Raw genomic sequence first — 22,942 nt, forward strand, 5'->3', positions numbered from 1 at the left:
CGCGTTACTTTCCGACGCCGCTAACAATATTGACGACGTTTTCAAGTCGAACAAACACGCCATGCGCACGCTTAGCGGGCTCTCCTGGCAAGCGTAAAAGCATATCGCCAGAACCTAGCAGGTTGTCAGCACCAGTTTCATCCAGAATAATTCGGGACTCAGAGCCCGTTCTTACTGTTAGAGCGACGCGTGCTGGAATATTGCTGCGAATCAAGCCGGAGAACGTCTTCGCGTCAGGCCGCTGAGTAGCCAGTACCAAATGAATTCCTGCAGCCCGCGCTTTCTGCGCCAAGCGCGCAATCAACGGTTCAATGTTTTCGTCCTGCATTAGCAGGTCGGCTAACTCTTCAATAAACACAACGATGTAAGGAAGGTTTTGCCCCTTCTTGCGGGCGTCGCCAATACTTGACACCCCCAACTTGTTGAACGCCGAGTACCGCGTATCCATCTCAATTACGAGCTCAGTCAGCATCTCTCGAGACTGCGGGATTTCTGTGGCAATTTCTCCCCGGTACAGGTTGGGTAACTTTGCGTAAGCTGCAAATTCAACTTGCTTAGGGTCAATCAACGCCAGTTGCAATGTCTCTGGCTTGTGGCGCATCAACAGCGAAAGAATGAACGAGTGCAGGCATACGCTCTTGCCGGACCCCGTAGTTCCACCCACTAGCAAGTGGGGAGCCGCTGCAAGGTCCAACGTGACATCGTTTCCGGTGACGTCAACGCCCGCATACAGTGCCAGTTGATTGACGTCTTTGGTGCCGCCATAGGCCCATTCTTGAAGCCGTTCAATTCCAACGGCCGTCCAGGTGGACTTGGGCCGTGGCACGTCAATGAATATTGTCTTGGATTCGTCACCGTTGGACACCGCGACTACGTTCGCGCCGAGGTTCAGTGCCAGGCTCAGCTGAGAAACACTGCGGTTGAGCTTGCCCAGGTCCGCCAAATTCATCAAAAGCACGCGATAGCGCGTTAGGCGAGGGCCCACCAGCGAGTTCTTAACCTGAACCTTGATGCCCAATTCGTCCAAAGCCTTAGTCAGCGTAGCGGACAGGTCTTGGGCTTCTTCGACCTGGACGGGCGACTTGCCTTGACCGTCGACATTCGCAGGGTCATCCGCCGTGCCGGCGAAATCGGGCATCTCGGAGCGCCGAATGAGGGCTTCAATGAATTTCTCGTAATTCTCATCACTGGACTTCCATTCCTCCCAAAGCGCAATCGCGCCTCGGTGCCAGTGCGCACGAATGGCATTGCGAAGTCCGTCCATATTGTCAAAAATAGGGCCCTCAGTAGAAATGGCCTGGGTCAGCAGTAGGCCCACCCATGCCCCTATGTTTTCGGACGAAAACAGGGAAGTAGCGGGGATGGCCATACCGGATGAATCAATTTTGATGTCAGGCAGTTTGCCCATGGCCAAGGACCTGCCAATTGCCAGGCGTGCAACCTGAGCTTTGGTGTCGAGTCCGAGGTTCTGCCGAAGTTGGTCCGTGTGTTTGTCGGCTTCCTGGCTTGTCACGTAGCGAGCGCTCAGTACCTGTTGAATGTCTAATTGGCTCATGCTGCGACTCCAAAGTACTCACCTGCTACCACCATGGTGCGTCCGATACCGTCGCCCACGTCCGAGTGCTTCAGCAGGTAGGTCGCACAAACGTGCTTCTCAATTCGGGCGTAGAAATCGCCATCGATTTCCTTGTCTTGCGACAGCAAGATAACTTGGCGATTGGGTGTGCCAATCCAGAACTTGAAGATGTTTTCCCGGTGTGCACTATCGAGGCGCCCCAACGGGGTGTCGACCACCAACGGTGCATTGATTTCTGAAACCTCTGCAAGACCCGCGATGAGCGCCGTAGCGAAAATTTGATTCTCGCCGGCAGACCTGTCAAACGTCATCTCCTTACCAGTCTTGCCCAAGATGCGGGTGGTTCCATCGTCATCAATTTCAATCTTGGCAACTTGGTCCTTATGAGCCAGCTGCTTATAAACTTTGGTCATGGCCGTGGCGAGCGCCTTGACCTTCAAGGGGAACAGCAGCGGGACAACTTCGTCAATGACAGCGCGCACCCGTTCAGACTTGCCCAGCAGGCTACGCACAGGACTGGTCTCGTCAAGACGAGACTTCTCATGGGAATAACTGGCCTTGGTGTTGCCCACGGTCACTTCAAGGCTGTACTCTTCGCGCTCTTTGTCCTTGATAGCTTGTTCAACGATTTCCATCTCTGAACTGATTCTGTTCAGGTTTGCAGTAAGGTCGTTCAAGGTGCCATCACGGTCAATGCCCTCGACCCGTGCAATCTTTCGATTGAGCTCCCCAATCTGTTCTTCCAACGCTTTTTGCCGCGCAAGCAAGTCATGCACTTCTTGCTGTCCGACTTGGATTGTCCCAAGGAAGTTCAGCGCTCTCTCGCGCAGGCCTTCGTGGAGGTAACCATGAACTACGTTTTCGGCGCAATTTGTAGGGGCCGGATGAAAGAGCGAGGCCCAGGCCGTTTCAATCCTGGCTTTCACGACGCTGAGTTGCTCGGCCGTCAGCTCTGGGCTGAAGCCCGGGCCCGAGTCTCCGAGAAACGAGTGCTCAAACTTGTCTCTTTTGGGTTGCAGCGTACGGCACTCGGCCTGCCATTCCGCCAGCGCGATTTCGCCCTTGAGCTGCGCCTTGAAGTCCGTTAGGGCAACGCTGAACAAGTAGAGTCAAAGCAGGCCCCAGCGGTATCGAGAAACCGAAGTTGTCGAAATTGCGACCAGCTGAGCTCGCTTTTGCCCCCTTTGAGGCTGTTTCAGGGGGAATTCACCCCCTATTGCGCCCTCATGGACGCACCTGTGCCATCAGCCTTTGTCGGCAGAGATAGATGTTGGCCAGCGCCAAAGCAGTAAACGCCCGCGTGGCGTTCTTCTGCAACCCACGGTAACGCACCTTGCCAAAGCCCCACAGGCGCTTGACCACAGCAAATACATGCTCCACGCGTGAGCGGATCTTGGATTTGTTGCGGTTCTTGGCGCGAATGCCTTCATCGACCACACCAGAGCGGCGACTGCGCTGGTTGGTGAAGTCTTTGGCCTTGGGTGCTGCACTGCGGATCAGCTCCTTCTGGCTGGCGTAGGCACTGTCGCCATAGACGCGTTGCTCCTTGCCATGCAACAAACTGGGCAGTGGGTGTTTGTCATGCACGTTGGCTGCTGTGACCACCGCATGGTGGGCCAGACCACTTTGGCTGTCCACACCGATGTGCAACTTCATGCCAAAGTACCACTGTTGGCCCTTGCGGGTTTGGTGCATGTCCGGGTCGCGCGCCTTATTCGCATTCTTGGTGGAACTCGGTGCACCAATGATGGTGGCGTCCACAATGGTGCCGGTGTTGAGCTTGAAGCCCTTGCTTTGCAAGACAGCGCCTACTTGGGCAAACAGGGCTTGGCCAAGTTTGTGCTTGTTGAGGAGTTTGCGAAAGTTCAACACCGTGGTGGCGTCCGGCACAGATTCACGCCCCAGGTCAATGCCCACGAAGCGACGCAGGCTCACGCTGTCGTACAGAGCTTCTTCACAGGCCAGGTCTGCCAGGTTGAACCAGTGCTGGATGAAGTGGATGCGCAGCATACGCTCAAGCCCGATGGGGGGACGCCCATTACCGGCCTTGGGGTAAAACGGCTCGATGACTTCGCACAGAGCGGCCCAGGGAACGATGACTTCCATGGTCTTCAAGAACTCATCGCGCCGCGTGGGCTTGCGGTAGGTCTCAAAGCTTTGTTGTTCGGCCATGGCCAGAGTTTGTTGTTTCATCTGCATCTCCTGCTTGGGATGCCACGAACCATGCAAGTCATGGGCCAACTGGGGACTTGATCAGTGTTGCCTTAGCAACTGTTTGGGCATGAGGTGGAAGGGGAGCTTGTCTGCCAGGATGCGCTCCAATTGCTTTTGCGCATCACCCATCTGTGAGCGCAAGCCTTGGCGCTCTTCTGCGAGGTCTTTAACAGTTGCGATGTCACCGCGGCCGCCGCCGGCACTGGTAATGCGCTGAAACAGCGATTCACGCTCGGCCTTCAGCATACTCAACCGTTCGCCTTGTGTTGACAACTCCGCGCGTACACCCGCCAGCCGTTCTTCATCTGCAGTAAGGGACTCCAGCAACCGCGAGATGTTGCTCTCGTCCACATTGCTGACGTCCGAACGTTTACCGTTCTCAAAGCTACGCAGCCGCTCCGCTAATTGACGCAGCAACACGACGCCAAGTAAGCCTTCAAGGCCGACCTTCACTTGTTCTATCCGCTGCTGGTCCGCAAGCTTCTTCACTTCTTCGCCATCGAAGAAGAAAAACGGCGCGATGTGCGCTGGGACAAAGTTGTCGTCCAATAGTTCTGCCAACTGAAAGCCGTTGGCACCATCTCGCCGTGGGGTCCCGCGAACATTGCGAGTCAGTTCGTAGACCAGGGCTTCTTCTTCGTTGGTCCAAATGCCACTGTTGGTGCGGAAGTACCAGCGCCGGTTAATTTCAAAGGCCTTGGCGCGGCTTTTGTTGAACACTATGCGGACCGACATGGAGTTCTGTCCGTCGCGCTTGGCCTCACCGTTGAACGCCTTTTCGAGAAAGGTTGGATAGCCCCGCGCGTCGTCCATTTTGAGGCCCGCGCGCGCTAGGTGAATGATGGCGTCTTTGCCGTACAGGCAGAGGTACAAGGCCTCCAAAACCGATGTTTTCCCGTACCCGTTCATGCCACCTATCAGCACGATGTTTTCACCGTTGACAGGCTCAGGAAATTCGAATTCTGCGTGGCTGTAACTCTTGAAGTTGGTCAGCTCTATTTTTGAAATCCACAAGATAGCTCTCCCTTAATCCATCCGACCGAGGATTTCCTCAAATCGCATGAAGATTCCGCGCGCTCGCTCCTGGTGCTGCCGTTCTCGCTGCAGAGTCACCAATTCAGTCAAAACGTCTATCGGGACGTTGTGCCGCTCACAGACTTGTTGCAATTTGGTATGTGCATCAGTATCCGTCCAAAGAGGAAGGTCCGCGAGGGACCTCTGTTCTTCCAGTACGTTGTCTTCTTGAATATCAGGCATGTGCGAGACTCTCCTCCGTTTGTAGGTCGGTAGCCCATACTTTGTGTATGAGGTCGATTTCTTCTGTTGTTATCAGCGTGGCGCCGAACTCCTCTTGAACCTTCAGGAGCCCATCCAAGATTTCTCGTCGGGCCTGTATCGTGAAGGGGCCCGGTATGTGCTTACCAGTCAGGTCAAACGTAAGACGTCCGTTTCTTCGCACCGCGCTGCGCCGTGCGGGGTCATTTCGGATGTCCACAAGCCAGTCCCTAAAGGCAACCAACGGCTTGTACGCGTGCTTTCCGGAGTCGATGAAGCCTTGCAGGCTCTTGTCCTTCTCGACAACGGTGCAGGTCCAGCATCCGAAACGACTGTTTTTTGTGCCGCAGCCAGGTGCTTCTTCCTTGCTGAGCACGACGGGGCATTCCCCGCCTTCGGCGTCCCGATATAGCTGAAACAGCTTCTGGTGCGTACCACCCCATGGCGCCTGGAAGCTGCCCAGGATTTCCCAAACGTCGTCCGTCGTGAGGTCAACGATGGGTCGGTAAATCAGGGCGCCGGGAATAGAGGTGTGCTCAGTGAGTTGCGTGCCACGAACATTTTCATACTTATTGATGGTGTTCATCCGCTGAATGCTCTCCGAGCGGCGAACGCCGAGCACCACAATCGCAGCCCCGTGCTTGGACACGTTTTCCTTGATGTAGGTACTGGTTGGCTGAATTTTCAGTCGGTCAGTACACCAACGCATGGACGAATTTGGACTTGGGTAACCTTTGCCAATTAACAAAACCCAAAATGTCTTATCCGGGTCTGGCTTCGTGCGAGCTACCGTAATAGGCAAATCCAAACCACGCCCAGCCTCATCAATCAGGTAAGTGACTTCGTCCAAATGGGCCATGACAAGGGGACTTTCCACCATGGTGTCATTGGACACCACGTGAACTGGACGGGTTCGCTGTGACGGCGCCATGGTCATCAGCGCTTCGAAAACTGCGTGAGCGACCAAGGTAGAGTCTTTGCCACCCGAAAATCCAATAATCCAAGGATAGTTCTGCGTCGTAGAGAGGTACTCCTCCCTCACGTTGTTGACGATTTCATGCCACTGGTCGAGCACGCTCAAAGATGTTGTTTCTGACACGGTTGCCTAGGTACGAAGCTTCGGTAAAACAGGAAATGCCGGGCAAACGCCCAGAGAAGCGTCCCCATACAGCCGAAGCTTATAAAAATTTATTAACCAACGTATCGTACCGCAACTCACAGGGCGTTAGGGGTACCATTGGCATCCGCCGAAATTCGTGGCGGGCTCTGATGAACGCGCGAAGTGGCAATGCAACGGTTGGTTAAGGCGCTGCTCGCAGAGGTCTTCGGCCAGCAGCAACCCAAAAATCCGTCATCATGGAAAAAGCCCCCCTTTCGGGAGGCTTCCTCGTTTGCGCCGTAGTTCAATTGCGCCGTCAAATAGACCCCGGAGCTGTGCCCCGGGGTTCGAATCAAACGAATTACGCAATCAGGGATATCTCCCTTACCTTGTCCATCCGCCGTGGTTCACCTGAAGCCAAGCCTCAAATTTCCACGCACCCCGCAAACGCTCGGGCTCACCAAACCGCCAAGTTTGACTCACCGAATTAAAGCGTCCACACGGCTCGCAAGATGCCCGCCAAGACATCTTCTGCCGGAACCCCACCCGCCAAGGCGGGGTCCGTTCACTTCAAAATCATCATCTTTTCAACCGACTCGGCTTTCGCCGGCCACTCAACCGCATAGGCAGACTCATGTCTTGGGATGTTGTCCAGGGATTGCTCCCTGCCCTTAGCCCCAGCAGTTGGCTTATAGCCCCCGGTTTGCGTGGTAGTTACTTCCCCGCACCTCGGGCCATTTTGTGTTGGTTCGATATGCAAGTCTTAACAAGTAGAACGCAAGTTGCTCACGAACAGCAGTGCTTTCTGGCGCATCCCCAGATTTCCCTCACCCCGAAACCATTAAGCGGGTGGGTACTCATCGCACTGTTCTCTGCTCATTTCCACAATTTCCAGGCACTTCAGGCCCTAGCTTGCTCACACTCATCCGACAGCCCTCGCGGGCCGTTACATGCTTTTGCTCCCAGTGATGCTGACGGCTTGATGGTGCGAACCATCTCACCCCCTGCTACCACCCATGCCCCTTGCCAAGTTCGTACCTTGGTTCGTGCATGGTCGCGGACTTCGACACCGAATCGGTGCCTCGCCTCGCCCAGCTGGACTGCATGTCGGTAATCGTCTCGCCTCTGCCCTTATTCAGGGGGCAGGGTAGCGGGCCGACAGACTTTAAAAAATCATCTCGCATATCAGGCGCTCGTCCCGGATGACAAATCCGAGGGTCACAGGCTACAAAGCCCTTGGACAGGTTATTACCCCTGGCCAGCCCTTCCCCAATCGCACGGTCTCGGCAAAGGGTGCATTCAACGCAACCATGCCCGACACCCCGGGTGGCAACCCGGGCGTATGAAGTAGAGGCGGGGGATTACTCCGGCAGCTTACGCTGCCGGGATTACTCCCCGCCCCCCTTCCGGCACCCGACGGGCCCCCGTTTGAGGAGGCATCGGGCGCTGTGGCACTCGGGAACTACCCAAGCTCACGCCGGAAGAAAAGATGATGATGAAGTTCAGGGCGTTGGCGCGCCCCTATGAACTTCGAGAAGTTTGAGGGTGTTGGCGCACCTGGCCCTGTTCAATGCGTTTGGCACGCACATCACAAGTCCTATGAAGCGTATAGACACCATTTTTTGACCTGGTCAAAAAATTTTTATGGCTTCATTGTCTTCCCTCAATCGAACGTCTACAGACGTCCCATTTCGGAAAACGGCAGTGGCAGACAACCCATTGACGTCGGCAGACGGCCCATTTTCAGGCGCTGTCGCTACAGGTATGACCGTCTACCTACAAAAGCGACATCCATATGAAAAACACACATGACATTCTTGACCTGCGCGTCCCCAGCGGCAAAACCGTCCTCATGCAGCACTTACAAACGCTTGTCCTAAGGGGCAATCCGCACTGGATTGGCGGCGTCATATCACCTGCCAAGCTCCCTGCGCTGGCCGCCAAATTGGCTGCGCGCTACCCCGTTCAGCGAGACGAGCGGGGCCGAACCTATGACCGGTCTAAAGGCTTGGCCTCCGCTCACTTCGTGGCATTTCCTGCCGCAGACGGCGCAATCGCCTGGTGGGTGCTGACCAGTGATGGGCTCGGAGGCCTCGCTGACAACAAATCGCCTGATGCCCATGTTGCCAAACATGCGCTACGGGCCAACGGCCACATCGAGTTTGACGACTACGTGCTCCTCTACGCCCACAAGAAGGACGCCCGCACTGTTCGCGATGCAAAAACTGGCCGTGAAAAGAAAATCATCAAGGACTGCTCGACTTGGACTTGGAAGATGACCAACCGGGCCTATGGCCAGGTTATGGCGGCCATCGAAAACGACGTCAATGCGTTGAACTTCGGACGCGACGACGCCAAGTTGGAAGGCCTCCGCGGCACATTGGCTTATCAGCGTCGCCGGCCTTTGTTCTCCGGCGTCCGGAGTCAGGTTCTACAGCTCCATAGGGAGGCAGACAGCCAATGGGGGCTCGTCCGAAAGGCTTGGCTGGCCCGCTACACCCAGTTCGCCCTCAAATATGGCGACAACGCCGGGCGTCTACGGTCGCTGAAAGAAATCACCAGCCAACACTTGCCAAAGATGGGCCGTTTTAAGGTATTTGGCGACATCACCTTGGGCCATCTCGTTCGCGGCGACGTCCCGCGTGGCAGCGCAGGCAACTGAGTCCACGCCGCGCAGTCGCAATCTAGCCGTCCGCGCCGCGACCAGTCGCATGGAAGCAAAGCGATTTAACAGGTTGACGCGCGGTGCCTACACAACTTGCCCGCGCGGTGACAAGGCTGTTGTCGCGCGGCAACTTCACAACCAACCGCGAGATTCCCATTCATGAAATCATTTCTCATCAAAGCCCCAGCGAAGGGAAAAACCACCTGCACACTGGTACGCCAGTTCTACGACAAGGCGTCACGACGCACCAAGACGCAGTACCTTGGCAGCTTCAACGTCGCCATTGACCCGTCAATATTGCCAGCAGGCGTGCGCCTGCGCCCGAACGTCGAAATCGATGCCGAGCAGCTTGCAGAGGTTGCAAGCTGGCTCAAGCAAAACGGCACCTTCGGCCAAACCCCTATGCTCTCAGCCGCCGTGCTTGAGCAAGCCCGTCGGCACTTGATGGAGGTCATGCACGACGAGCGCATGCAAGTTCATCAGCAATCGGACCTCGACCTTGCGGCCAGCATTTTGAATGGCGCCGCCATGGACCTCCAACATGCGTCCGCACAACTCCGCTTGCAAGGCATTGAACTCTCCTCCGGCATGCTCATCTATACCGGGACTGACATGGCCAAGTGCATCAATGACATGGACCGCCTAAAAGTGCAAAGCAATCAAATTCGCGCGGCTGCAACTCAGTTTGAAGAAGCGCTTAAAGAAGCCAAGCTGATGAAGCGGCTCAACAAGATTGCAAAGGCGGGCAACCATGCCACGCACTGACCCTCTGCACCCGTCCCAAAATGACCGCCAAACAGGCATCGACGCCGTGCCATCCAATGTTGAACAGCGCCCTCCCCTCGCGACGAATCCACGACGTTTCCATTCTTCCGCAGATAGAGAGGCACAGGAGAGAACCCCGTCACCGAACGAGCAACCTGCTTCTGAAAATGGGAGTGTCAGCGAAAGCCTATTGCCGCCTGCCATAGTTGATGAATCAGACTGCCATGGCAGACCGTTGATTCGACGCGCAGTCATTGCTTCGAAACTGAAGTTGCAAGAGCAGCGTGCAATTGCATCACAACAGGCCGGTGGGTTGAAGTACGGTGCCGAAAAACACAGCTTGCACAAGCATGTTCAAGATTGCTATGCGGACGAACAAGCCCTCGAAAGTCGACTGGAAGATAACTTCATCCCTGGCCACGGTCCAAATCAATTTTTGAGTCCAAGGTCATTTTTTCAAACTCAACTGTTTGGAGCAGGTAACCACGCAATTCAGCGAATTCACCACGTTGAAATCGTGGTTGCAGAAAAGAATGAGAAGCCCATCATTACCTACCGCGGCCCGGAGCTTCGCCAATCTGATGCCAAGGTTTTTCTGGCGCTTCTGCACATGCTTCGAGATGTACAAGTAGGCACCCAGGTGCACCTGGAACCAGAGCCAGTATGCAAAGCGCTGTTTGGCCGATACGACGGCCACAGCCGCAAGCAACTGCGCGAACACATACAGAGATTGCAGACCGGCCTCATCATCACCGAAAAGTGCAGTATTCAACTCTGCCAAGCATTTGAGCATCCGAATGCTGGGCTTTGGTCAGTGGCACTTCACAGCAACATTGTTGAGCTTTTCAGACTGTCACAGCGTGTTTGGCTCTCTTTGCCCATGCGACTTAGCCTGCCAGATGGGCTTACGTCTTGGCTCTATGCGTACATCGAGAGCCAATCTCGCCTCATACCCACCAACGTTTCCACCTTGCTGGAAAAATGTGGGTCAACATCTAAACCGCGTGGTTTCCTGAACTCACTGCGCCGCTCACTCAGGGAATTGGCGAACAGGGGCATCATTGAACCGGGCTGGTCCATTCGAAAGGGACTTTTACGCTGGATGAAAAAATCCGGCGGCCCAAATCGGTGGGAACAGTAGGCACTATCTCATGGTGTTTGCGATGCAAACATGGTATTTGCGATGCAACTGTGCCATGCAAGACGACACCATCACATATTCTGGCCCTGAAGAACATCAGGTCCATGGTAATTGCGATGCTGTTGGTGGTGTTTGCGATGTTGCAAAACCCTGCAAACCCGCGCCAGGCTTGGCTTGCGAGACTCCCGTCTCTTTACCTTAATATGCTCACGCATTTGACAGCCGCAAAGCGCCCGTTTTCATAGGCCGGCTGCTCAATCGAGGTATCTAGGCAGGTCGGATACCGAAAAGACCGCATCGCAAAAACCATGTGCCAGTGCACGAATACACGTGTGCCGTCACCTTATGAGTCAGCTTGACCCCCGACCAGTGCATCCACGAACGCCACTACAGCAGTGCGTTCGAAGATTCAAAGGGCCTAGATAGGGCTATCGGACAGCACGGAACAACCTACCAGCGCGTTGAAAATTCCATTGAGCATCGTCAGCCGCGCACGGATGGACTGACGTGTTAGGCCTCTAGACTCCAATTCACTCAGGAACTCCTCCATAACCTGCGGTGTCAATTGCTGTGGCTTGACCAATCCCATTTCATTGGCCTTACAGAACAACTCACACCAGACGGTCGAGGCTAAATGAGACCTTGCAGCTGTACGCTCTGGTACAGATGCTTTCCAACGGAAGAATGCATTCACCCAATGCGCCCATGCGAGTTCCGTGGTGGGCCTGATGACTATAGGGGCGTCTTCATAAGTACTGGGTGGGGCAATGTTGGGTTGCTCATGATGCCCTTTATTCCTATCCGCAGTTGGGTTGCTTTGGCCAAATTTAAGTGCGATACGGTCGGACCTTGGTTCGCGCAGAGTGCAGAGGAGATAGTGAAGATTTTGCATTTTGAAATTCCTAATTGATAGTGGAATCCAGTGTAAAAACGCCGGTTCTTTAAGCTCCGAAATGCGCCTTTAGATTGCGCCGCTAAAGGCGACGCGACCAGCACGACCAAAAAAAAGGCCCGGCCGCGAAATGACGACCGAGCCCTATGGTCTGCAGTACTCGTTGTACGGCATCCTTATCCGACTGCTGGTACCCGACGCGTCTTCTGTTCTGCCTTCTTGGCCGACGCTCTGATGGGGCAATCATTTTTGCGAGTGCCCCATCAGCACGCCAAAGAGTGAGCAAGTGATTGCCGGCGAGCCCAAACAGCCTACGCAAAGGATTCAGTTGGATGGGGCTCACCGAGATGGGTACACCTTCGATTTACATCGGTAGTTGTGGACGTCCTTTGTCTAAATCAAACTCTGGATAATTTTTTCATCACACCCAACTTCACAAGCGTGCTGAAAATTTCCCGGAGTACAGCCATCCGTATGCGTATGGATTCGTGACCCAAGTCTCGTTGGTGCAGATACCATGAAAATCGCTTCAAGACCTTTCGATTGACTTGGCGCAGCGATTCAATACCATCCAATCGAGCCAAGCCGTAGAACTCGCCCCAAACAGTGGTGGCGATGTGTTCGCTCTCATCTGAACGCGCGGTCGCCAATGTCTGCCACAACAGTAATGCCGTCGTCCATTCGGCCCGCATTGAGTCAGTACCAACCCAATCGAGCAACTCTTGATGGTCAGCGTCGCCCGCTTGCGCAAAGGCATGAGCCTCTCCAGGCGCATTCGAATCATGCTGGTCGCGAGTTGACACCTCATCTTTGCTGGTGGCCGCGAATGGGGTGGAATGGTGCTGGGCGGTAGAAGAAGACTGAATACTGTGCATTTTGAAATTCCTAAGTTAGTGGAATTCCGTGTAAGGACCCAGTTTCTTTAAGGTCCAAAATCCGACTTTAGATTGCACCGTTGACGTTCGCGCGACCCGCACCGGCGTAAAAAAGGCCCAGTCGCACAATGGCAACCGGGCCCACAGCTCATCAGAGCAAAGCGTTAGCCTTGCGCCTTTTCGGCTTTTTTGGCCTTCTTGGCCTTCCTGGGGTACCTGACATTACCCTTGCCCGGCAACCACGGTTGAGCGGGAATGGGGTAAAACTTGATTTTCGCGAACTCCGTGGTCAACACGTCCAAGGGAACGTCTTCAATTCCGTAACCGTCAGTGACGGTTCCCAGACCGCTTGCGTGACCCAACACGCGTTGCAGGTACATTGCATCGACATTCGCCCGGGTCATGGCATCCTTCATCGTGTGGCGGAACGAATAAAGCACTTTCTTTGGGTTGTTAATGCCGAGCATGTCTCTTTTGTAACGACCAAAAAATTTAGAGAACGCACCCGACAATTTGTCATGCCAGTCGTGTGTCAGGCTTGGGAATAGAGACTGCTGACCGCTGCGTCGGACGTGCTCAATGTATCGCAGGAGCCCCAGCTGCATCAGTTCGGGGGCAACCGGCACACGGCGGATGGAATCTCCGTTTTTGAGCAATCGACTGTGGGACTGGGTCTCATCGCCTTGAGTCGGTTTGGACTTATGCGTGGGTTTGGATTTCGGCTTTTCTTTGGATATGACGTTTTCTTCATCATCAAACAAGTCATCGTCCTCTGACGGGCGGTCAATCAAATTCATATACCAGCCGTACTTTGGGTCCTGGACCACATCGGACAATGCAAGACCGGCAATTTCTTCCGTCCGTGCTCCGGTGTAGTACATCAGAATAGGAATCCAATAACTCGCCTCCTTTGACTGCCCTTGCGAGCGCAGCTGTTGTTCATTGAAGACGCAAGAAGAGAAGATGTTGGTCAGGTCATCCTGGTCAAACGGCTGGCGCTTGTCGCGTCGCTTCACGAAGCTGTTTTCTTTCAATCCGAGGGTGTCCGCTGCCGGGTTGTGAGACATGATGCCTTTGCCCTTGAGCACTTTAAAAAGCGCTTTGACCTTTGCCAAGCGCTCGTTGAGCGTCACAACGGCCAGGCCACGAGCCGCCATTTGGTCGACAAACAGACGCATCAGGTCGGGAGTGACCTCCTCGGGACATTGAATGCCATGCTCGGCGCCCAGGCGTTTGACCTCCAAATAGGGGGTTTGCGTGGCGATGGCGGTGCTTTTCGGTCGCCCTGGCACGTAGTCCCGCCAGACCACAAATGCTGCATCCCAGCTGATTTTCTTGGCCTCGACTGCGGCCTGAGCTTCGACCAAGTCTCGCGGAGCCAAAGTTTCAGGCGCAACTTTGTCGGTCTGGACCACATCACCGCGTTGACGCTGCAGTTGAAAATCCAGCGCAGTGCAGACAGCCGTCAGAAACACGCCGCCGGCGCGTTTGGACTCCTCGGGCGACATTTCGACTTCCAGCCCGCAGAGGTGGATAAACGAATGCATGGCCGGCAGAATTTTGTCCGAACGCCGCATGGCCAGCATGCGCCCGAGCTCGGCGCGCTGCTCAGTCATGTTGAAGCCCTTCTCCTCGAATTCCTCCTCGGAGTCGTGCTCGCGGTAATGCTCATCGGTAGCAAGAACCTGATGGACCCAGTAATCCGCCAGCGACTTGAGCATCTCATCAGACATCTTGTCGAAACGTTTGACCGAGCGCTCGTCTCTTTTTTTCTTGAGGTCTTTGCGGTGCTGCTCAAATTCAGCCTTGATGCGTGTGCGCGCAATGTCTTTAAGGTCATTGGCGATACGAAGGTCGCAGGTACCTAGACATACCACTTCGTGGGTCTTTTTGGGCGGATAGGCCGACAGGATGTCTTTGGGGATGCGGAGACGCAGATAAATGCTGCCGAATTTGCCTCGCGAATAGAGGTTTGGAGAGATTTGTTTCATGTAGCTTGTATCACTGTTGTGTGTAACAAGCTGTGTAACAACCAGACTTTAAATCTGGCCCGAAACCCTTGATTTATAAGGAAATCAAGGACTTACGGCATGAAAATGAAAGATGGGGTGGCTGATGGGGCTCGAACCCACGACAACAGGAATCACAATGCGTGTTTCAAGTCAATCAAATCAACGACTTACGCAGCTTTCTGCTACAAAACATACTCTAATACTATCTGAGACTGTCTAATAGTCTCGTTCTAACGTAGCTTCATTCTGTGCGGCACGCACTCTCACGTTATCGAGCCTTTGGCCATGCAGCTGGATTTTCAGGACAGGAACCTCAGCTTGTAGATCGTCGCATCGCACAAATGCAGCACCTCGTCGATCAGATTCTGCAGCTCACTGGCCTCGCCACAGTCCTTGCGGTGCGCGTCAACCCAGGCCCGCAGCTCCGTCGGCACGCTGACCGGCTTGCTACGGTCGCCGACACGAACCGGTGCCACCGGATACTTCAGGATGCCGTAGCGACCCTGCGCCGCCTCGGCGTAGTCATCGGCCAGACCAAGGATCTCGTCATAGAAGTCGTTGAGCGCCTTGTGCTCAGCGTATGAGTTCGTCATCAGATGCGCGAAGTGCGCCTCCGTACGGGCCTGGAAACAACGAGCTACCAGCTCGGCACATTTTTCACTCATCAGTCTTCTCCTTGCATTTCAACCATTGCGCCACCCTTCATCGTGTTCCACACGTTGGCCCCGGGCAGCGCGTTGATGGCACTGTCCAGCGGGCTCTTGTCGAACATCTGCGTGAGCTGCTCGACTGCCGGGCCACCGAGGCCCAGGAACGAGCGGTTCGGGCCGAGCACGTCGGCACCCGGCTGGAACTTGCCCATCAGCCCGGCACGCATGGCGCCGTGCTCAATCTCGCTGCCAAGCCCTGCGCGCATCCAGCCCGGTTCGTCACCACCCGTCAGCAGCACACCCTTGAGTGCGTCCGTGGCGATCATCACCGGGGTGTAGGCCATCAGCAGCGTGCCCACCGGACCCATGTCGCCGTACTTTTTGTAGTCGTGCACAGCCCGCTTCATGATCACGTCGTGGAACGTGTACGCGAACTGTTTCATGTGCCAGAACACCATGTAGTGCGGGTCTGAGCCCCAGGCCGGGCGCTGCGCCGCGTTGGGCCGCATGATCGCACCGTTGACCCACTGGTGGATCGCCTGCTGAATCTTCGGGTCGGTGTAGTCCAGCTCGCCGGTCTTGGCATCAACCACCACGTCCTTGGCCGTCAGATTCAACTCCTTGAGGAACGACACGCTGTTGTCGTTGGGCTGCGTGGCGTGGCGCTTGATGAAGTTGATCGCAGCCCGCGTGGCGCTGACCTGCATGCCCCGGTTGAACCCCTCCATGCCGTTGTACTTGAACAGCACGTCGTTGGCCTTGCGGAACTTGTCGCCCATGTACTGGCTGCTGTAGAGCTGCCCGAACGCGGCCAGAAAGCCGTTGGCGTCGGTCGTGCCCACTTGGTCTGCGATCTGGGCGTCGAGGTCTTTGATCGGGTCGCCCTTGATGCTGGCGATCACCTCGCGGATGCCGCGCTTGTAGCTCGTCCAGGCGTCGGCCATCGTGCCGCCGCGCACCACGATGCCCAGCGGGTCGATGAACTGGCTGAACAGGCTCGTCGACAGCAGCCGCATGTTCTCGTACACCAGCAGGCTGTTCTGGAACCGGCGCATGCCGGGCTTGATGTCGTAGCCCAGCGTACCTTCGAGCGCCATCACGTCGGTGGCTGCACCCTTGGCTACCTTGAGTGCTTTGGCCTTCGCCTCGTCGGACGACATGCCTTTGGCGACGAGCCGCTTGACGTTGTTGTCGTGCGCGTCCTTGAGCATGGTCTGCAGCTTCTCGCCACCGTTGCCGAACCGGCGCACGTACTCCGCGCGCTTGATGCCCTGCGCGATGTAGCTGGTCATGACCTTGGCCACATCCTTCTCACCCCACTTCTCCAGCACCTCGGGCGCCAGCCAATGCAGCGTACGCCGGTTCACCGCCTGCATGACCGGGCTGAAGCCAACGGCACTGCTGTTCTCGTCCAGCTCCGAGCCGAAGCTGTTGATCAGCCGGTTCGTGATGCCGCGTGCGATGTCGTCCGGGGTGGTGGGTGTGAAGTCCGTGGCGCCGCTCTTGGTCAGCAGCTCGTTCTGCTCAGCTGCGATCTTGCTCAGCTCGGCGTTGTTGTGGGTCAGCAGGTCGGCCACGAAGGCATCGGGGTTCGTCACCATCGCAGCCGTGTTGTAGGCGCGCGGGAAATACTTCTCGTCGATCTTGCCCATCGGCACCCACTCGCCTTTTCCCGGCACCACCGGGTCAGCTTCCCAGCGCATCACACCGGCGTCCTTGAGGTACTGGTGCATGCGTGGCAGGATGCCGTCAGGACCAGTGAGCTTGGCCACGATGTCTTTGACCACCGGGTCGGTGGGCTTCTTGCCGGTGTGCAGGTACTTCGCAGCCAGCGCCAGGTCGGCAGGCTTGTAGTCCTCACCGTTGGCATCTTGGAACGCCTTGAACAGCTCGTTGCTCTTCTGCTTCATCAGGTGGTCCTTGGCGTCGAGGTAACCCTGTGCGCCGTCCTCACCCACACTGCGTTTGAACAGGCGACGGATGTCGTGGTACTCCTTGATGCCCTGGCGCTCAAGGTTCGTCTCGGCGGTGTTGACCAGGCGGCTTGCCTTCTCCAGCACCGGCTTGAACGCGGTGTTGACACTCTCGTACATGTGCTGGCGCGCCGTCACGCTGTTGGCCAGCACGCGGGCCGCAGCGTCGGCGTCCTGCATGTGGCCAGCGTCGAACGAGCGCAGCAGCAGGTCGGCACGTTCGTCGTCGTTCATGAGCCCTGCGACACGACGCAGCACGCGGGCGATCTTCTGGAACACGGTCTCAGTCTCAGGGCCGATCTTGAGCAGACCTGCCTGATGGAACTGGAACATGTAGGCCATGCGTTCTTCAGCTGCATGTGGTGCGCCGTCCTTGATCTGGGCCAATGCGCGGGTCTCGCCGTCCAGCAGACGCTGGAGCTGGCGCAGCACCGGCTGGCTGCTGGCGGCGCGGTCCAGAATCTTCACAGCAGCCTCGGCCTGCGGCTGGTCACGCAGACGGCTGAATAGCTCGTGGAAGGACTCATGTGCGCCGATCTGGCCGAGGTTGCGGGCGTACACCGAGGCTTGGATCAGCCCTTTCGTCCACTGACCGCTGATCGGCACCTGCTTGCCGCTCTTGGTCTTGCCCCACAGCTCTTCTTCCAGCACCGCTTTCATCTGCGGGCCGAGGCGTCGCAGGATGTCGGCGTGGAACTTGGCCTGTTCCTCCGCGCTCGGTGCTGGGGCTGTGCCGAAGGCACCGTGGGCGGGGTCGGCAGCCTGCTTGTTGAAGTGCACGTAGTTCGTGGTGATCTTGGCGTCGTCGTAGATCACGTAGTTCGGGTGCGTGTCGTTCTTGCCCCCGGCTGCGGCGTACTTGTGGCCCAGGATGCCGCGGCTCTGGAGGTAGTCGGACACCTCGCCCGGATCACCGCCAGAAATGTCTTCGATGTAGTGATACAGCTTCTCACCAGTCGGGTCTTTGTATTCGTCGTACCCCTTCAGACGGGCCATTACTTCTGACAACGCCTTCTGCACCAGCGCACTCTGCTCACTCAGTGGCTTGTTCCAGTCCAGCAGTTGCTCGGGCTTGATGTCCACAGAAACTTCGTAGGTGGGGGATTTTGTGTCGTCGGTGCGAGCCTCTGCGATTGTCTTCAGGTGTGCGTCGCTTTTGCCAGATTTGATCCTCTGCACAATCTCATGCGAAATTTCATCGTCCACACTTGAGAGAAGACCTTTGATAGCGGCAGCTCGAACAGCTTCTATGCTCGCCCCTTTTGGAAGCCCGCGCACCGCCTCCACAATTTCCATCTCCCCTGAATACCCCGAGGTAATTTTAAAGGCCGCATCCGTCACGGCTTCTTCACCCCTGATCTTCGCCGTGAACTGACTCTTGTACCCCTTGTGAACACCGTCGCTCGTCGAGAGATACGTCCCTGCACCGAAGGATGCGTGGCCCTCACCCTTGCCGATGTGGCTGCGCCAGTCGAACTTGCCCTCGTGGCGGATCGGGCTGTCGTGCGTCGCAGCGAAGCCCTCGCGTCCGAGGTCAGTGTGGATGCGTGTCGCCATGGCGTTGTACCTCGGCCCGCCATGCTCGGCGTGGTGGGCCTCCACCACAGCTTCGTTGGCTATCGCCTTGACGGCCTCGGCCTTGAGCAGCACAGCCTCGAAGCGCATGTCGTCGAGCTTGTCGAAGCGGTCTGAGTCGCTGTGTTCCACCTTGGCGGCTTCTTCCTTGAGCCGGGCTTCCTGCTTTGTGGCCCAGTCACGGATGGCTTCGAGCTGCTTGACGTTGTAGTCGTCAGGTGGGTTCTTGATGTAGTTCATCATCTTCTTGACCACATCACCGAACTTCTGCGTCGGCGCAGCTACGGGCTTCGGAGCCTCGGGCTTTGCCGCAGCTTTCGTCACCTTCGTCGCTGCCTGCATGGCGCCCAGCGACACAAGCGCTGCACGAGCCCGCTTGGCGAACGCCTCGATGTCTTTTGGCGCGCGGCCTGCGCCGCCCCAGATCGGGTTGTCAGCGGTCTTGGCCTCGACCATCACCTTGAGGTGGTCGAGTAGCGCTGCGCGGCGTTCGGGGCTGAGCTTGTGGGCCATCTCGTTGAACGCCGGTATGCCCTTGCGCAGAGCGTCGAGCAAAAATGCTGTGCGCTGAGCACGGGTCTCCTTGACAGCCGCAGCAGCGTCGGCCTTGGCAGCCAGTGCGTCGCGGTCGCTCTTGGCCGCTGCGGTCTCACGCTTGTCGGTATGCAGGGCCTCGCCCGTCAGCTCGTCGACGTTGCGCGGCTTGTTGTCGTGGCCGTCTTCGGCGCGGCTGCGCACGTTGGTGGTCTTGCCCATCTCGGAGATTTCCGTGGGCAGGCCGGTGTTCTTTGTTTCGGAGTAAGGCAGAGTCCGCTCGATGATCCAGTGGCCCGCGCGCTTCACGACGCGGTCGCCTTTGTCCCGTGCATACTCCAGGGCGTCTTTCTTGGTGGCGAACTTCTCACCACGGTTGTTCGTGTCGATGGCCGTGGTGAGCGTCGCACGCTGGGTTTCTTTCGTGTCAGCACCGACGGGTTTGCGGCTCTCGCGCTCTTTCTCCTTGCGGTAGTCGCCCTCGCGGCGCAGCTGGTCAAGCTCGTCGAGGTCGGGCTTCTTGAGCGCCTGCTGCATGCGCTGCAGGTCCATCATGGCCCCCTTGTAGCCACGGTCGCTGCTGTCAGCCACACGCCCCTTGAGCTTCTCCAGCTGGCGCTTGGCCCAGGCCACCAGTTCGTCGTCACGCTGGGTCTTGGCCGCAGCCTTGGCCTGGGCGTAGGTCTGGCCAGTGCTGCTGTGCATGCGCAGGTTGTCGGGGAAGTCGTCGCCCTCGGCCAGCCAGACAATGTCGCTGTCTGCTGTGGGCTTGTACCCCACGCGCCCGGTCAGCACGGGCTCGCCCTTGCCGCTCTTGCCACTGAGGCTCTTGCCGTACTTGCCTGGGCCGGGTGCGTTGTACGACGCACTCAGCAGCGAGGCCAGGCCCTGGCGCAGCAGCGTGACCTGCCCGGCCAGCCCGTTGCTCTCGTCGACCTTGCCATCACCCTTGCGCGCCGTGGCCATGCGGCTCACGATGCGCCCGGTGCTGGTGGCGAAGGCCACCGTGCGTCCGTCGCTCAGCTCGCGCTCCAGCCAGATTCGCCCTTCCTTGACCGTGCCGTGCTCGCCGTCACTGCGCTCGGCCCACTCGTTGCCCATGATCTTGCCACCGGCTGACTCGCGGCCCAGGCTGGCCACCGTGGCGTCGGTGCCCTCACCCTTGCGGCCTGCAGTCTCCTTGAGCATGTACCAGTTCTTGTTGACGACGTCCTCAGCACGCGGGGCTTTCTTGCCCTCGGCGATGTACTTGTCGGTGAGGGTGCGTATCTCTTTCTCGTGGCTCTGCAGGAAGCCAATGGCGTCGCCAATCAGGGCCTGGCTGTCGTTGCCGTGTTTCTCGCGCAGGTAGTCCATGTAGCCTATGCGCTTGACCTCACCGCCGCTCTTGGCCTGCAGGTCGGCGATGCGCAGCGGCGCCTTCTCGTCGTGGTAGCCCAGCACCTCACCGGTCTCGGGGCTGGTCGAGAAGCCACCCACCTTGAACGGCTCCTTGGTGCGCGGGTTGTAGGCGTGGTAGCGCGTGTCGGCCTTGTCCTGGCTCGGGTCACGCGCGTTGGTCATCTGGTCGAGTTCCTCGAAGCTGTCGCCAGAGCCGTCGTCCTCACCGTCAAGCACGCTGTCACCCTCGTCGTAGCCGGTGCGTGTGGCAGTGCCGCCCTGCTCGGTCTCTACCTCGGCGTCCTTCGGACGGGCCGCGTTGATCTTGGCCCACAGCGCGTCGATCGCCACACGGGCGCGCGGGCCGAACAACGCCTTGGCTTCAGCGGTGCTGACCTTGTCGCGCTGCAGCCGGTCCATCAGGTCTTCTGCGATGAGGTCGTGGTCCACGGCAGTCAGGCCCTTTGCCTTGGTGGGCACCAGCATGTCGTCGATGATCATGCCCGCTTGCTGGCGCGCCAGCTGTTTGACCTGGAGCTGCTCCAGCACGCGGTCGCGCAGCGGCAGGAGGCTGTCGTCGACGAGCCCCTGGCGGTGCAGCAGATCCACCGTGGCTTGCACCGCCTTTGCCGGGTCGGTGAACATGTTGAGCAGCGCGTTGGGCACCACAGGTTCACCGTCCTTCTTCATGCTGAAGTTGTTCTCGACCCAGGTGCGCAGCGCGTAGTTCAGCGAGGGCAGCACGTTGTCCAGCGCGTCCTGGCTCTTGAGGCCGGTGAGCGGGGCCAGCGCCTCGTCGAGCAGCGGGCTGAGGTCGTCGCGTGCGGCCTCGATGTCGAACTGCATGTCTGGCGTCTGGGCGTTGGCGCGCCCGTCTGCAGCACGCTTGCCGCTATACGCCGCCAGTGCGTTGTCCTTGGAGTTCATCAGCTTGGCTGAGCCTTCACCGAGCTTGAGCGCAGCTTCGTCGGTGAAGCGCTTGTAGGCTTCGCCGATACCCTGCGCCCGGTGCATATCGTTGACCGCGTCGGCCAGCGGCTCCCAGCCGAACGGACCCTGCGGCTTCGCTGCGTAGTCCGCCATCGCTGCCTGAACGTACTCCGGCAGAGCCCCCGTATTAGCTTGGTTCTTTGCTATGAAGTTCGTAGCGGCCTGGTGCTTGGCCAAGTCGTCGGCGCGCATGGCGCTCTCGCTCTTGTCGGTGCGCTTGGTCAGCAGCACGTCGACATCCGGGTCTTTGCCGCGCTGGGCAAGGCGCGTGACAGCGTCCTCAGCCTGGTTGTGCAGCTTGGCAGCACCCTCGCCCACCGCCACCGCCGCTTCGTCCATCGTCTTGGGCCGGTTGTCCCACAGCTCTTTGGCCTTGGCAGCACCGGCTGCACCACCTTGTTCTGCCAGCCGGGCGGCATAGGCCCCGCCCTTACCTGCCGCGTCCAGCGTACCCCCGAGCGCACCATGTGCCACGTCGCCCGCATGACCGAGTGCACCGTAACCCACACCGGGCACCGCCTCGCTGGCGGCGGCGTCGATGTAGCGCATGGTGTCCCCGCTGGTGTCGCGGTTCGCGTCGCGCCCGGTCTCGAAGTTCATGGCCACGCCTTCGGACACGGCAGCTGCACCTGAGTCCAGCGCCACGTCGCGGCCTACGCGCGTCGCTGCTGCGCGCAGTGGGTGCGTCAGCGCGGCCCGCGTGCCTGCGCCGACAAGGCTGCGCGCAGCCAGGCCGGGCACCAGCGACTCGACACCCGCCTGCGCCCACCCCTGGCTGTTCGTGTCGTCGAGCACCTGCTGCGCGGGCAGCTGCGGTGCACCCTGCTGCTCAGCCTGCATCTGCTGCAGCCGGGCCGCGTCGCGCATGTCTGGCTGCATGCCAGCGGCTGCGCCCCCGAGGCCACCAAGGGCTGCGCCACCTGGACCGACGCGCGCACCAGCCATAGCGCCTGCGAGACCACCAGCGAGCGGCTTGACCATGCTGACCGGTGCTCCGCCCATCACGCCTGCACCCCAGTCCGCGAAGTCTGCGCCACCGTGGATGTCGCCTACGCTCTGCACGCGGGGTGCTGCACGGGCGGCTTCCTCGGCCAATTGCTGGGCGCGCAGCCCGTTGGCCTTGGCACGCGGGGCGTCGCCTTTGGCCAGGGCCTTGTAATACGCAGATGTCGCCGCTCCGGCGTCCACATTGAGCAGCGCGCCTTTGAGCCCGCGCACGACGTTCGTCGCTGCGCCGGTAGGGCTGTTCTGCACTGGGTAGTCGGGTGGCAGCTCTTGGCCTGGGTACAGTGTGACAGGCGCAGTGCTCGGGTACAGGGTCGCCAT

At 58.1% G+C, this 22,942-nt stretch carries 14 protein-coding genes; 3 read left to right on the plus strand and 11 right to left on the minus strand.

Features of this window, described 5'->3' with window-relative positions; all coding sequences use genetic code 11:
• Positions 1-4: 4 nt before the first annotated feature.
• From RF819_RS02560 to dndC, 6 genes are all read right to left on the minus strand, one after another.
• Positions 5-1,555 carry a DNA translocase FtsK gene (locus RF819_RS02560; RefSeq protein WP_078363516.1) on the minus strand — a complete coding sequence of 517 codons (1,551 nt, stop codon included), beginning with the start codon at positions 1,553-1,555 and terminating at the stop codon, positions 5-7.
• Positions 1,552-2,679 carry a hypothetical protein gene (locus tag RF819_RS02565; protein ID WP_078363517.1) on the minus strand — a complete coding sequence of 376 codons (1,128 nt, stop codon included), beginning with the start codon at positions 2,677-2,679 and terminating at the stop codon, positions 1,552-1,554. Before RF819_RS02565 ends, RF819_RS02560 begins: the two co-directional genes overlap by 4 nt.
• 121 nt (positions 2,680-2,800) lie before the next feature.
• A complete protein-coding gene (locus RF819_RS02570; RefSeq protein ID WP_078366726.1) occupies positions 2,801-3,769 on the minus strand; it encodes an IS5 family transposase in 969 nt (322 codons plus the stop codon).
• Between the two features lie 60 nt (positions 3,770-3,829).
• A complete protein-coding gene (locus tag RF819_RS02575) occupies positions 3,830-4,804 on the minus strand; it encodes an AAA family ATPase (protein WP_158081221.1) in 975 nt (324 codons plus the stop codon).
• 12 nt (positions 4,805-4,816) lie between these two features.
• A complete protein-coding gene (locus RF819_RS22015) occupies positions 4,817-5,047 on the minus strand; it encodes a DNA modification system-associated small protein (protein ID WP_078363519.1) in 231 nt (76 codons plus the stop codon).
• Positions 5,040-6,140, minus strand: coding sequence for a DNA phosphorothioation system sulfurtransferase DndC (gene dndC / locus RF819_RS02585; protein WP_244899939.1), 1,101 nt, complete (start codon positions 6,138-6,140; stop codon positions 5,040-5,042). Before dndC ends, RF819_RS22015 begins: the two co-directional genes overlap by 8 nt.
• 1,819 nt (positions 6,141-7,959) lie before the next feature.
• Here dndC and RF819_RS02590 point away from each other — a divergent pair.
• The 3 genes from RF819_RS02590 to RF819_RS20850 all read left to right on the plus strand — a co-directional run bounded on the left by RF819_RS02590 (position 7,960) and on the right by RF819_RS20850 (position 10,735).
• On the plus strand, positions 7,960-8,826 hold the full coding sequence (locus tag RF819_RS02590) for a hypothetical protein (protein ID WP_078363521.1): 867 nt from the start codon (positions 7,960-7,962) through the stop codon (positions 8,824-8,826).
• A 162-nt stretch (positions 8,827-8,988) separates the two neighbouring features.
• Positions 8,989-9,594, plus strand: a complete 606-nt coding sequence (locus tag RF819_RS02595) for a hypothetical protein (RefSeq protein WP_078363522.1) — start codon at positions 8,989-8,991, stop codon at positions 9,592-9,594.
• On the plus strand, positions 9,581-10,735 hold the full coding sequence (locus RF819_RS20850) for a replication initiation protein (protein ID WP_143541564.1): 1,155 nt from the start codon (positions 9,581-9,583) through the stop codon (positions 10,733-10,735). The genes RF819_RS02595 and RF819_RS20850 overlap by 14 nt, the downstream gene beginning before the upstream one ends.
• A 418-nt stretch (positions 10,736-11,153) precedes the next feature.
• Here RF819_RS20850 and RF819_RS20855 read toward each other — a convergent pair whose 3' ends face one another.
• From RF819_RS20855 to RF819_RS02625, 5 genes are all read right to left on the minus strand, one after another.
• Positions 11,154-11,627, minus strand: coding sequence for a hypothetical protein (locus RF819_RS20855; protein WP_143541565.1), 474 nt, complete (start codon positions 11,625-11,627; stop codon positions 11,154-11,156).
• A 398-nt stretch (positions 11,628-12,025) separates the two neighbouring features.
• Entirely contained in the window at positions 12,026-12,502 is a 477-nt protein-coding gene (locus tag RF819_RS02610; RefSeq protein WP_078363525.1) for a hypothetical protein, read from the minus strand.
• A gap of 164 nt (positions 12,503-12,666) precedes the next feature.
• A complete protein-coding gene (locus tag RF819_RS02615; RefSeq protein ID WP_078363526.1) occupies positions 12,667-14,493 on the minus strand; it encodes a DUF6538 domain-containing protein in 1,827 nt (608 codons plus the stop codon).
• Between the two features lie 320 nt (positions 14,494-14,813).
• Positions 14,814-15,179 carry a DUF5856 family protein gene (locus RF819_RS02620; protein ID WP_078363527.1) on the minus strand — a complete coding sequence of 122 codons (366 nt, stop codon included), beginning with the start codon at positions 15,177-15,179 and terminating at the stop codon, positions 14,814-14,816.
• Positions 15,179-22,942 (minus strand): hypothetical protein, encoded by a 7,764-nt coding sequence (locus RF819_RS02625; protein WP_078363528.1) that lies wholly within the window; start codon positions 22,940-22,942, stop codon positions 15,179-15,181. The genes RF819_RS02620 and RF819_RS02625 overlap by 1 nt, the downstream gene beginning before the upstream one ends.

It is taken from the genome of Rhodoferax fermentans (assembly GCF_002017865.1).
In the GTDB taxonomy this organism is placed as follows: Bacteria; Pseudomonadota; Gammaproteobacteria; order Burkholderiales; family Burkholderiaceae_C; genus Rhodoferax; species Rhodoferax fermentans.